At 64.7% G+C, this 11,555-nt stretch carries 13 protein-coding genes; 8 read left to right on the top strand and 5 right to left on the bottom strand.

All coding sequences use genetic code 11. From position 1 onward, the window contains the following. Positions 1 to 450: 450 nt before the first annotated feature. The 3 genes from rpsT to mutM all read right to left on the bottom strand — a co-directional run bounded on the left by rpsT (position 451) and on the right by mutM (position 2,570). Entirely contained in the window at positions 451 to 717 is a 267-nt protein-coding gene (gene rpsT, locus AC4PTB_RS17360; protein ID WP_492191095.1) for a 30S ribosomal protein S20, read from the bottom strand. A 149-nt stretch (positions 718 to 866) separates the two neighbouring features. Next, positions 867 to 1,643: an enoyl-CoA hydratase gene (locus tag AC4PTB_RS17355; RefSeq protein WP_492191094.1), complete on the bottom strand. Its 777-nt coding sequence runs from the start codon at positions 1,641 to 1,643 to the stop codon at positions 867 to 869. An 81-nt stretch (positions 1,644 to 1,724) separates the two neighbouring features. Then, complete coding sequence (gene mutM / locus AC4PTB_RS17350) at positions 1,725 to 2,570, bottom strand: bifunctional DNA-formamidopyrimidine glycosylase/DNA-(apurinic or apyrimidinic site) lyase (protein WP_492191093.1); 846 nt, start codon at positions 2,568 to 2,570, stop codon at positions 1,725 to 1,727. A gap of 75 nt (positions 2,571 to 2,645) precedes the next feature. Between mutM and ubiE the strand changes: the two genes are divergently transcribed. Both ubiE and ubiB read left to right on the top strand, forming a co-directional pair. Continuing rightward, entirely contained in the window at positions 2,646 to 3,398 is a 753-nt protein-coding gene (gene ubiE, locus AC4PTB_RS17345) for a bifunctional demethylmenaquinone methyltransferase/2-methoxy-6-polyprenyl-1,4-benzoquinol methylase UbiE (RefSeq protein ID WP_013069227.1), read from the top strand. Position 3,399: 1 nt separating this feature from the next. After that, positions 3,400 to 4,923: a 2-polyprenylphenol 6-hydroxylase gene (gene ubiB / locus AC4PTB_RS17340; protein WP_492191092.1), complete on the top strand. Its 1,524-nt coding sequence runs from the start codon at positions 3,400 to 3,402 to the stop codon at positions 4,921 to 4,923. Here the strand turns inward: ubiB and AC4PTB_RS17335 are convergent, their stop codons facing one another. After that, on the bottom strand, positions 4,924 to 5,628 hold the full coding sequence (locus AC4PTB_RS17335; protein ID WP_492191091.1) for a flagellar hook capping FlgD N-terminal domain-containing protein: 705 nt from the start codon (positions 5,626 to 5,628) through the stop codon (positions 4,924 to 4,926). An 11-nt stretch (positions 5,629 to 5,639) separates the two neighbouring features. After that, on the bottom strand, positions 5,640 to 7,727 hold the full coding sequence (gene fliK / locus AC4PTB_RS17330) for a flagellar hook-length control protein FliK (protein WP_492191090.1): 2,088 nt from the start codon (positions 7,725 to 7,727) through the stop codon (positions 5,640 to 5,642). A 128-nt stretch (positions 7,728 to 7,855) separates the two neighbouring features. Between fliK and AC4PTB_RS17325 the strand changes: the two genes are divergently transcribed. The 6 genes from AC4PTB_RS17325 (at position 7,856) to AC4PTB_RS17300 (ending at position 11,551) form a co-directional block, all read left to right on the top strand. Next, the gene (locus AC4PTB_RS17325) at positions 7,856 to 8,134 is read left to right on the top strand and encodes a rod-binding protein (protein ID WP_492191089.1); all 279 of its coding nucleotides are present in this window, start codon (positions 7,856 to 7,858) and stop codon (positions 8,132 to 8,134) included. Beyond that, the gene (locus tag AC4PTB_RS17320) at positions 8,124 to 8,468 is read left to right on the top strand and encodes a hypothetical protein (RefSeq protein WP_492191088.1); all 345 of its coding nucleotides are present in this window, start codon (positions 8,124 to 8,126) and stop codon (positions 8,466 to 8,468) included. The genes AC4PTB_RS17325 and AC4PTB_RS17320 overlap by 11 nt, the downstream gene beginning before the upstream one ends. Positions 8,469 to 8,677: 209 nt before the next feature. Further along, positions 8,678 to 9,862: a flagellin N-terminal helical domain-containing protein gene (locus AC4PTB_RS17315; protein WP_492191087.1), complete on the top strand. Its 1,185-nt coding sequence runs from the start codon at positions 8,678 to 8,680 to the stop codon at positions 9,860 to 9,862. A gap of 86 nt (positions 9,863 to 9,948) precedes the next feature. Further along, positions 9,949 to 10,326: a flagellar biosynthesis regulator FlaF gene (flaF, locus tag AC4PTB_RS17310; RefSeq protein WP_492191086.1), complete on the top strand. Its 378-nt coding sequence runs from the start codon at positions 9,949 to 9,951 to the stop codon at positions 10,324 to 10,326. Continuing rightward, positions 10,323 to 10,727, top strand: a complete 405-nt coding sequence (flbT, locus tag AC4PTB_RS17305) for a flagellar biosynthesis repressor FlbT (RefSeq protein WP_055210282.1) — start codon at positions 10,323 to 10,325, stop codon at positions 10,725 to 10,727. Before flaF ends, flbT begins: the two co-directional genes overlap by 4 nt. Then, complete coding sequence (locus tag AC4PTB_RS17300) at positions 10,724 to 11,551, top strand: DUF1217 domain-containing protein (RefSeq protein WP_492191085.1); 828 nt, start codon at positions 10,724 to 10,726, stop codon at positions 11,549 to 11,551. Before flbT ends, AC4PTB_RS17300 begins: the two co-directional genes overlap by 4 nt. The last annotated feature ends 4 nt before the right edge of the window (positions 11,552 to 11,555 follow it).

Genomic DNA, 11,555 nt, shown 5'->3' with positions numbered 1-11,555 from the left:
GTCTTTTTCCATCAGCGTTTTGTACCGACACTTGCCACACAGCACTTAGCCCCCCGGCCTTGCGGCGGGGTCGGGAATGAAGACATGCCGAACGCCCGGCTGAACCGGTGTCGGCATCACCTGCCAAACCGGAGCATCTGCTCCCATTTGAAACGGATCACATCCCCGTTCGAAGCTTACGGCTTCTTATCGCGCGGCAGCACAGGACCCCGCTTCGACCGTCGGATGCGTCTTGTCCCCCAAGACGACGTGAATCGCCCTGTGACGCTAGCAAGGCGGCGAGGGCTTCTGCAACCGAACTTCGCGCTTGACGCCCACTTTCCCCAAATCGAATCTGTCTCCCCCTCCCGGGGCGGCAATGCTATTGCTAAGGCGCTGAAATAAAAGAAATAAAACGGCGCCCCGAAAATGGGGCGCCGTTCATGAAGATTAATTTCCGGGATCGGAAAATCAGTTCGACAGGGCCTTCACGCGCGACGAGAGACGCGACATCTTGCGGGCCACGGTGTTCTTGTGCAGCACGCCTTTGGTGATGCCGCGGGCCAGTTCGGGTTGCGCGGCTTCAAGCGCGGCCTTGGCGACAGCGGCATCGCCCGAGGCGATCGCTTCTTCGACCTTGCGCAGGAAGGTGCGGATGCGCGAACGGCGGGCTTTGTTGATGTCGTTGCGACGCTCGTTCTGACGAGCGCGTTTCTTGGACTGGGGCGTGTTGGCCATGTTTCCCTATTCCCGGGCTGAAGCGAATATATATAACGCAAAGCCCGGTCGTCCCAGCGAACCGGATGATTCTAGCCTGAGCGGGCTTCACGCGCATGTAACGGCGGTCCTTAGGGCAAAAGGGGCGCGAAGGAAAGCCCCTTTCGGCCTTAGCTGTCGGTGAATTTCGCCGGACGTTTTTCGGCAAAGGCGGCCATGCCTTCCTTCTGGTCGTCGGTGGCGAAAAGCGCATGGAACACCCGGCGTTCGTAAAGCACGCCTTCGCGCAGCGTGGTTTCATAGGCGCGGTTGACGCAATCCTTGGCGACCATCGTGGCGATCGCCGATTTCGCCGCGATCTTGCGCGCGGTGGCCAGCGCCTCGGGCAGAAGATCGGCCAGCGGCAGCACGCGGCTGACAAGGCCCGCCCGTTCCGCCTCGGCCGCGTCCATGAACCGGCCGGTCAGATGCATCTCCATCGATTTCGACTTGCCGACGAAGCGGGTCAGCCTTTGCGTGCCGCCGATCCCCGCGACGACGCCCAGATTGATCTCGGGCTGGCCGAATTTCGCGTTGTCGGCACAGAGGATGAAGTCGCACATCATCGCCAGTTCGCAGCCGCCGCCCAAGGCATAGCCCGCCACCGCCGCGATGATCGGTTTGCGCGTGCGCAAGATCGCATCGCCCTCGGTGCCGAAGAAATCGAGCTTGAGCATGTCGACAAAGCTCTTGTCCGCCATTTCCTTGATGTCGGCGCCCGCGGCAAAGGCCTTGTCCGAGCCCGTCAGCACGAAGCAGCGCACCGCCGGATCGGCGTCAAGCGCGCTCAGCGCCCCGGCCAGTTCGCCCAGAAGCTGCGAGTTGAGCGCGTTCAGCGCCTCGGGCCGGTTGAGCCGGATCAGCGCCACGCCGTCGGCGATCTCCACGATCAGGGTCTGGTAAGACATGGGATTTCCTTTGCTGGTGATGGCAAAGAGGTATCAGCCGAGGGGCGAAACTCAACCGGGCGTGGCGCAATTGCCGCTGCGTCACTTCTGGCAGGCGGGGCAGAAATAGCTGGAGCGCCCCGATTGCACGATGCGCTTGATCGGCGTGCCGCAGCTGGGGCAGGGGTCGTCCTCGCGGTCATAGACGCGGAAGCTGTGCTGGAAATAGCCCAGCTCGCCATCCGCCTGCCGATGATCGCGCAAGGACGATCCGCCCGCTTCGATCGCCTCGGCCAGAACCTCGCGAATGAGCGGCACGAGCCCCGCCAGCCGCGCCGCCGCGATCCGGTTTGCCGCCCGGCGCGGGTCGATGCCCGCCCGGAACAGCACTTCCGAGACATAGATATTGCCCAGTCCCGCCACGACATGCTGATCCAGAAGCGCGGTCTTGATCGGGCTTTTGCGGCTCTTCAGCGCCTCGACCAGATAGGCTTCGTGGAAATCATTGCCAAAGGGCTCCGGCCCCAGCCCGGCCAGCAGCCAATGCGCGGCTTCCCGGTCGGTGCGCACCAGATCCATCGCCCCGAATCGCCGCGCGTCGTTGAAGGTCACCCGGGCGCCTCCCGCCATGTGCAGCACCACATGGTCATGCTTTTGCGCCGCCGGATGATCGAGGTGAAAATCGCCCAGCATCACGCCCGACACCAGCATCCGTCCCGACATGCCCAGATGAATGAGCAGGCTTTCCCCGGTCGAAAGATCCGCCAGAATGTATTTCGAGCGCCGCCGCAGCCGGTCCACCCGCGCCCCGGTCAGCCGCTCGGCCATGGCCTCGGGCAGGGGCCAGCGCAGATCGGGGCGGTTCACCTCGGCCCGGTCGATCACCCGCCCCTCCATCGCGGGGGCAAGGCCGCGTCGGACCGTCTCGACCTCGGGCAGTTCGGGCATTTTCGCTCCTGTCGCATTGTCATGGCTGAAACCGACCCTATAAGGAGGGGGACAGTTCAGGATCGGCAAGGGCAGATGAGCACGGATCAGACCAAGACGACTCATTTCGGGTTCCAGACGGTGAACGAAGAGGCCAAGGCCGGCATGGTCCATGGCGTCTTTTCGCGGGTGGCCTCGAAATACGACATCATGAACGATCTGATGAGCATGGGCATCCATCGGATCTGGAAGAATGCGATGATGGACTGGCTGGCGCCGCGCCCCGAGCAGAAGCTGCTCGATGTGGCAGGCGGCACCGGCGATATCGCGTTCCGGTTCCTCAAACGCGCCAAGGGCTCGACCGCGACCGTCTGTGACATGACGGAATCGATGCTGATCGAGGGGCAGAAACGCGCCGATGCCGAGAACATGGCCTCGCGGCTGAACTGGGTCGTCGGCGATGCGATGGATCTGCCGTTCGAGAGCAACAGCTTCGACGTTTACACGATTTCCTTCGGGATCCGGAACGTCACCCGCATTCCCGATGCGCTGAAAGAAGCCTACCGGGTGCTGAAACCGGGCGGGCGGCTGATGGTGCTGGAATTCAGCCAGATCCCGAACGATCTGATGCAGGCGGTCTATGACGCCTATTCCTTCAACGTGATCCCGGTGATGGGGCAGGTCGTGGCGAATGACCGCGACAGCTACCAGTATCTGGTCGAGTCGATCCGCAAGTTCCCGAACCAGGAGCTCTTCGCTTCGATGATCCGCGAAGCTGGTTTCAGCCAGGTGAAATATCGCAATCTTTCCATGGGCATCGCGGCGCTGCACTCGGGCTGGAAGGTGTAATATGCGCGGCCCGCACAATCTGTGGCGGCTGATCCGCACGGGGGCGACCTTCGAGCGGACCGGCGCCATGCGCGTGGCGCTGGAAGCGATGGAGGCGCCGCCGCGGCTGCGCCTTGTCGCGCGGATCATGGGCTGGCCGTTCAAATGGCTGGGCTATGCGGGCGATCCGTCCTTGCCGCCGGTGACGCGGGCGATCACCGCGCTGGGCCCGGCCTATATCAAGCTGGGTCAGGTGCTTTCGACCCGTCCCGATGTGGTGGGCGAGGAGCTGGCCGATCAGCTGCGGGTGTTGCAGGACCGTCTGCCGCCGTTTGACATTGCGCTGGCCAAGGCGACGCTCGCCGAGGAATACGGGCGTCCGGTCGAGGAGATTTTCTTCGAGTTTTCCGAGCCCGTCGCGGCGGCCTCGATCGCGCAGGTGCATTCGGCGCGGCTCATCGAGACCGGCGAGAAGGTCGCGGTCAAGGTGCTGCGTCCGGGGATCGAAAAGGCCTTCAGGCGCGACATCGACGCCTTCCATTTCGCTGCCGACATGATCGAGCGGCTCTCGCCCGCTTCGCGGCGGCTGCGGCCTTCGGATGTGATCAAGCATTTCGAAGACCTTGTGGCCGGGGAGCTGGATCTGCGGCTGGAAGCGGCGGCAGCCTCGCAATTCGCCGCCAATATCGAAAAGGACGAAGGTTTCCGCGTGCCGCTGCCGGTCTGGCAGCTGTCGAGCCGCCGGGTGATGGTGATCGACTGGGCCGAGGGCCTGCCGATGGGCGACCCCGAGGCGCTGAAGGCCGCGGGCCATGATGTCACCGCGATCGGCACCCGGGTGTTGCAGCTGTTCCTGTCCCATGCGCTGCGCGACGGTTATTTCCATGGCGACATGCATCAGGGCAACCTGAAGGTGGCGGAAAACGGCGATATCATCGCCTTCGATTTCGGCATCATGGGCCAGATCGACCCCTACACCCGGCATGTCTATGCCGAAATCCTGATGGGCTTCATCCACCGCGATTACCGCCGCGTGGCCGAGGTGCATTTCGAGGCGGGCTACATCCCGCCCGATCAGGACGTGGTGCAATTCGCCCTTGCCCTGCGGGCGGTGGGCGAGCCGATCTTCGGGATGAACGCCAAGCAGATCTCGATGGCGCGGCTTCTGGCCTATCTGTTCGAGGTGACCGAGCGTTTCGGCATGGCGACGCGGACCGAGCTGATCTTGCTGCAACGCACGATGGTCGTGGTCGAGGGGGTGGCGCGTTCGCTCAACCCCGGGATCAACATGTGGGAAACCGCGAAGCCGGTGGTGGAGAGCTACATTCGCGAGAATCTGGGGCCGCGCGGTCTTTTGCGCGATCTGACCCGCACGGCGCGGGTGCTGGGCCGGTTCGGGCCGCAACTGCCCGAGCTGATGCAGAAGGCGCTGGAGCGTCAGGTGCAGCCCGAAGCCAAGCCCGAGCCGAAATCGGCTCAGGCGCTTGGTGCAGTCAGCGCGGTGCTGATTCTGGTGGCGGGGGTGGCGCTGGGCCTGCTGATCTGATCAGTCAGGCTGGCGCAGCGCCGAGACCGACCCGGTAGAGACCGTGCCGCCCCCGGCCAGAACCAGAACCGCGCCGTTTGGGGTGCCCTGGGCTTCGAGGACGCGGTTGTAAGTCTCGATCTTGTCGGTCGAAACCAGCTTGCCGTTGTCGTAGTTTTCCAGCTTGAACGTGTAGTTGCCGGCCGGCAGCGGGTTGCCCTTGGCATCGGTGCCTTTCCATTCGAGCGAATCGCTCGAGACCGGAATCGTGTAGCGCGACACCTCCTTGCCCGCGGCATCGCTGACCACCACCGTGGTGGCATCGGCGCCCTTGACCGGGTTCGGCGAGATCGTCACCGGATGGGTGCCGTCGAAATAGCCCGGCGCGTCCGAACGGGCCTCCATGCCCACCCAGTTGGCATATTCGCTCATCCCCATCATGCCCATCTGCGTGGCGAGGCTGGTGAGCAGGGTGTTCGTCTTCACCTGCTGTTCCACCTGCGAGAAGGTGGCCAGCTGCACCGCGTAATCGGCGCTGTCCATCGGGCTGGTCGGGTCCTGGTTCGTCATCTGCGTGGTCAGCAGCTTCAGGAACATCTGGTAATCGGAACTGACACTGGTCGCGGCCGAGGAGGACTTGCGCGAGGTGCTCGTCCCGCTCGTTCCGCTGGTGTTGCCCGTGCCGCTGGTGTTCGAGGAGGTATTGGCGTTGGAAACGGTGGTCATGGGGGTCTCTTTCAGATTCGCAGGTCAAGTCCGCCCGAAGCGGTGCCGGGCGGGGCTTGCAGGGGGGGGGGGAAGGACTCGAATCGGGTCGGGCCGTCACGCTCCGGCGCGGCCGGTTGCAACGCCGATTCGGCGGCGCGTTCCTGCGCCGAGGGGCGCTGATCGGTCTGCTGGCCGAAATCGAAGCCGATGTTCGAATAGCCCATGTCGCGGAAATCGCGGGCCAGGCTTTCGATGTTGCGGCGCATCAGGTCCAGGGTTTCGGGACGTTCGGCCTGCACGGCGACGGTGATCGCGCCATCGTTGCTGGTCAGGGTCATCCGCACCTTGCCGAGTTCCTCAGGCGACAGCGTCAGTTCAACGGTGCGGTTCCCGGCATCGGCCAGCGCCTGCGACATCTGATGCGCGATGGCATGCGGGCTGGCGGCCCGATGTGCCGCCGCCGCCTCGTTGCCACCCGTCAGTTGCCCCGCCCGCTCGGCTCCCAAGGGGGCGGAGAAGGACAGCGGCGCGCTGACGGAGGTTGTCGGGGCAGAGCCCTCCGGCGCAGCGGTTGCCGGGGCGGCAGCGGTTTCTGTCACCTTGGCGGCCGCTTCCGCGACAGGGGCTTGCGCCGCGGCGGGCGCGCGGTCGCGACCCGGCGCGGCCTCCGCGGTCTCGCGCAGCCGTGCCGCGCGCGGCGGTGTGTCGTCGCCGGGGCCGGGGGCCGGTTGCGGCACAGCTGCCGCGATCGGCGCCGCTGCTCCCGCCTTGTCCGCAGCAGGCGTCGCTGCACCTGCTGCGACCGGCTCCGGGCTGGCCCCGGTCTCGGTCGGCACGGATGCCAGCGCCGCCTTGATCCGCGATTCGGCAAGCGAGGCGGTCATCGGGATGGCGGCAGGCACCGGCCCTTGCGCGGTCGCGACGGTCTGAACCGTGACCGCGGTGGCGCCGGGCGGCTGGGTCGCTTCGGCCGCCTTCGCCTTGGCCTGTTCGATGCCCTGCGCGGGTCCGGGCGCAGAGGTATCGGCGACAGGGAATGTCTTGCGCGGACCGCTTTGCGCCGCCTCGGCCTTGAGCCGCGGCTGTTGCGTCCCGGCCATGCCGGTCACTTCCGCGGCCTGCGCGGGTCGGGCGCCGGTGGCGCGCGACAGGTGCGGCGCCGTCACTGGCGCAACGACCGGGCCGGGCGGCAATTCCGCGTTGAGAACGGCCTTCGTCGGCCCGTCAGAGGGCGCGGTTGCCGCCTTCGATTCCTGTCGGGGCGCATCCGTCCCGCCGGTTTCGCCCGCGGTCGGGCGCAGCGCCTCGGTCCGGGACACGGCGCCGCTCTCGGCCGCCGCCTTCTCCGGGGCCGCCTGCTGCGTCTGGGCGATTCTGACCGGGCCGGTGCCCGGCAGGGTTTCGGGCGGGATTATCTGCGTCGGACCGGCGGGCGGTGTCGCCGCGCTGATCGAGGCCATGCTGGCGAAAGCCTGGGCGGCCTTCGTGCGCGAGTCGTTCTCGGCAGAGAGACTGACCGTAGACGCCTCGCCGAGCGGCACAGGCATCGCCGCGGTCTCCGCGCCATCCGTTGCCGGAGGGGTCTTTTCCGCGGGCGCAGAGGTGTCGGCGGCGCCTGGCTCTTTCGCCGGGCCGTCCGATGCATCTTTCCCGGTGGTGATCGCGGCGGCTCCTGCCGGGTCGGCGGCGGAAAGCTTCTGCCGATACGGCAGATCCGGGGCGCCTGTCGTTTCCGCCGTGGTTGTGTCGGCGGAAAGGGCGCGGGACAGGTCGGAATCGGCTTGCGACGCGGTGGCCGGGTCGGCTGTGACCGGCGGGATCGGCAAGGCGCCTTGCAGGCTGGCGACGACGGCGGCCTCGGCCGTCGGGCGGGCCAGATCCTGCATGGCCGCGGCGGCTTCACAGTCCTGCGCGGTGTCCGGCCGGGGCGCCGACTTCTCTGCCTCCGGATCGGCAGGGCCCTTCGGAAGCGGGGACGATTCGGCCAGGATCGTCTCGAAGGTCTCCTGGCCCTCGGGCAGGAGACGGGCATCGGCGGCCCGCGCAGGGCCGCCCCCCTCTGCTGACGACATCGGGGAAAGGAACGGGATCTGGTCCGAGAGAGCGAGTGTTTTCATGACCTCACGACTTCTGCCTGTGACCCGGGCAGAATGGCAGCAGGAGGTTACTGCTTCTTTACCTCGTTGTGGGAGAACAAAACGAAATCGGTTCAATTGGAGCGATTCCCATGGATACCCGGCCTCTGATGGCCTCCCCCAAGCAGGCCGCGCCCGATCGCAAGGCCGCAGATGAAAAGACCCTGCGTCTGAAGGCGCAGGAGCTTGAGGCCAGTTTTCTGGCCGAAATGTTGAAGCACACCGGCCTTGGCAAGACGCAGGAAGGTTTCAACGGCGGCGTCGGAGAAGAGCAGTTCGCCTCGTTTCTCGTCGATGAATACGCCAGCATGATGGTCAAGTCCGGTGGCATCGGTCTTGCCGAGAGCATTTTCCAGTCGCTGCAGAAAGGAGCGGAACATGCAGAATGAAACCGAGGACCGGATCGCCCGGCTGATCGACCTGTTGCGCCTTGAGAAAGACGTGATCCGCAATGCCGAATTCGCGGCCTTGCCGGATCTGGTCGCCCGCAAGGAGGTGTTGATGGAGGAGCTGAAGGGCACCCCGGCGCGTTTGCTGCTGGCGGCGCAGGAGATGGCGAATGAGAACCAGCGTCTGCTGGATGCGGCGATCAGGGGGGTGCGGTCGGTGCAGGCGCGTCTGGCCGAGATCCGCGAGGCGTCGAAAAGCTATACCAGCTATGACCAGCACGGAAAGGCCCGCAGGATCAGCCCGGAGGGCGGTTCGGTCGAACGCCGTGCGTAAACCATTCTTCGAAAATCCGAACTATCCAGGGCCGTCCGAAAGGGCGGCCTTAGCACTTCGTTAGGTCTTCGCATGCCAATGTTGCCCTGCATCCAGAGGGGTGGCGCGGTTCCGTAGCGATGCGGCCGCACGGGTCAGAAAGCCGTAGGCGCCGTTTTACCGACGGCAAGTGAAACCCGGCGCAAAGCGCCAAAGACGAAGGACCTGACATGTCCAGCATCAACACCAACACCAGCGCGATGGTCGCGCTGCAGACCCTCAAGGGCATCAACTCGAACCTCGCCAAGACCCAGTCGGAAATCTCGACCGGCAAGAGCGTGGCCTCGGCGAAGGACAACTCGGCAATCTGGGCCATCTCGAAAGTGATGGAATCGGACGTGGCCGGTTTTGAATCCGTCTCGACCAACCTGGCGACCGGTCAATCGATGGTGTCGGTGGCGCGGACCGCGACCGAGTCGATCGCCAACGACCTGAAGTCGATCAAGCAAAAGGTCATTGCGGCGAAGGACCCCTCGGCTGATGTCGTCAAGCTGGGGAATGAAACCACCGAAATCATCAATATGATCAAATCGAAGATCAGCGGTGCGCAGTTCAACGGCATCAACCTGATCAACGCCACGGGCACCGAGGATATCGTGGGCTCGCTGGACCGTAACGGGGCGGCTGTCTCGGTCAACCCGATCACCGTCACCAAGCAAAACCTGAGCACCACCTCGGGGACTGCGACGGCGACCATGACCGCAGTGACCGGTCTTACGGCGGCGACCGACAACCAATCTGCGGGCGGTGCGGTCGCGACGACGGGCACGGCTGACTTCACGCTCAGCGGTGCCGTTGCCAATGATGTCGTTTCGCTGACCTTGGGCGACCGGACCTTCAGCTACACCGTGACGGCCGCCGATGCGGCTTCGGGCAACTCGCCGAACGACATCGCGGTGAACAACCTGCGTGACCAGATCAACAATGCCGGCATCACCGGTCTGACGGCGTCCTACGATCAGGCTTCGGCCGGCAAGTTGACGATCAACAACGAGACGGGTGCGAACCTGAGCGTGACGGTCGGGATCACCAGCGCCACCGGGGGCCAGCTTGCGGCTCTGAACAGCTTCTCCGTGACCGGTGGCACGGCGCTGGCGGATATCGAGAAGATGATCAACTCGGCGGTTGATGCCGCTGCGGCCTTCGGTGCGGTCGAAAGCCGTCTGGAAAGCCAGGCGTCCTTCGTCGACGATCTGAGCGCGGCGATGAAATCGGGGATCGGCTCGCTCGTCGACGCCGACATGGAAGAGGCTTCGGCCCGTCTGCAGGCGCTGCAAACCCAGCAGCAGCTGGGCATCCAGGCGCTGTCGATCGCCAACCAGCAACCGCAATCGATCCTGTCGCTGTTCAAGTAACGGCGCCCGGGGGCGTCGCACAGGCGCCCCCTTCCCCCCGCGGCAAAGCCGCGGCCTGACCCCATTCGCCACTGGAAGGTGTTCCCGTGAACGCTACGACCCTGGCCAAAACGGCCTATGCAAACCCCGGTCAGCCCACCCGCACCCTGCGCGGCACCGAATATGAAATCTTCGCGCGCGTGACACACCGCCTGAAACAGGCGGCCGGTCTGGAAAAATCGAACTTTCCCGCGCTTGTGCGTGCCCTTTATGACAACCGTCGTCTGTGGACGACGCTTGCGGTCGATGTCGCCCTGCCCGACAACGAACTTCCCGATACGCTCCGCGCGCGTATCTTCTATCTCAACCAGTTCACTCAGACCCATAGCGCCAAGGTTCTCAAGGGCGCAGCCACGGTCGACGTGCTGATCGACATCAACACGGCGATCATGCGCGGTCTGCGTCGCGAGGGCGGTGCCGAATGACCGGTCTTGTCCTGAAACTTGCCCCGAAGGAACGTGTCCTGATCAACGGGGCCGTCATTGAAAATGGTGATCGCCGCTCCCGTCTTGCGATCATGACGCCCAATGCGCATATCCTGCGCCTGCGTGATGCGATCCACCCCGAGGAGGTCAATACCCCGGTGCGGCGCGTCTGCTACATCGCGCAGCTTGTCCTCTCCGGAGACGCCGAATCCTCGGAAGCGCGGATGCAGCTTTTGCGCGGCATCGAACAGCTCAGCCAGGTTCTGACCGATCATGACAGCCGGGCCCATCTGACGCAAGCGACGGCCGCCGTGCTGGAAGACCAGCACTATCAGGCGCTGAAATCGCTGCGGGCGCTCTTGCCACGGGAGGAGCGGCTCCTCGCCGCCGGCAGCGCATGAGCTACACGCCGGTGATTCCGGCCAGCGGTTATGCGGGTTGGAAGCTTCTGAACCGGACCATGGAAAAGCAGAAGGCGGCCTTTGCCGCCTCTGCCGACATCAAGCGCGACGAAGATTATTTTCGCGCCAAGATCGGCTCGGTCAAGACAGCCGAGGATCTGGTCGCCGATCGGCGGCTGCTGAAAGTCGCGTTGGGCGCCTTCGGTCTCGACTCGGATCTCAACAACAAGTTCTTCATCCGCAAGGTGCTGGAAACCGCCGCGGAGGACAAGTCCGGGCTGGCCAACAAGCTGGCCGACAAGACCTATCTCAAACTGGCCACCGCCTTCGGTTTCGGCGACAAGCCCGACGCGCCGCGCACGCAGGCGAAAGGTTTTGCCGACGAGATCCTGAGCAAATACGAGACCCGGCAGTTCGAAGCCGCCGTCGGCGAGAGTGACGACAGCTATCGCCTTGCGATGGCGGCGCAGCGCGATCTGAAGGAACTGGTCGCCTCGTCCGGCTCCAACAATTCAAAATGGTATTCGGTGATCGGCTCGAAGTCGCTCAGCACGGTGATGCGCACGGCCCTTGGCCTGCCCGAGAGCGTGAGCGCGCTCAATGTCGATCAGCAACTGGTGATCTATACCCAGAAGGCGAAATCCGTGCTGGGCAGTTCCGAATTTTCCGCCTTGTCGGACAGCGCGGTGATGGAAAAGACCATCCGGCTTTATCTGGTGCGCTCGCAGCTCGAGACGAACAGCGCCACGACCTCCGGCAGCGTCGCCCTGCAATTGATGCAGGCAGGCGGCTCCGTCACCTCCCTGCTGTCGAAACGCGTCTGAGCGC

Source organism: Rhodobacter sp. 4.3.4 (genome assembly GCF_058724655.1).
The sequence above is the reverse complement of the archived record's forward strand: the minus strand, read 5'-3'. Positions and strand labels throughout refer to the sequence as shown.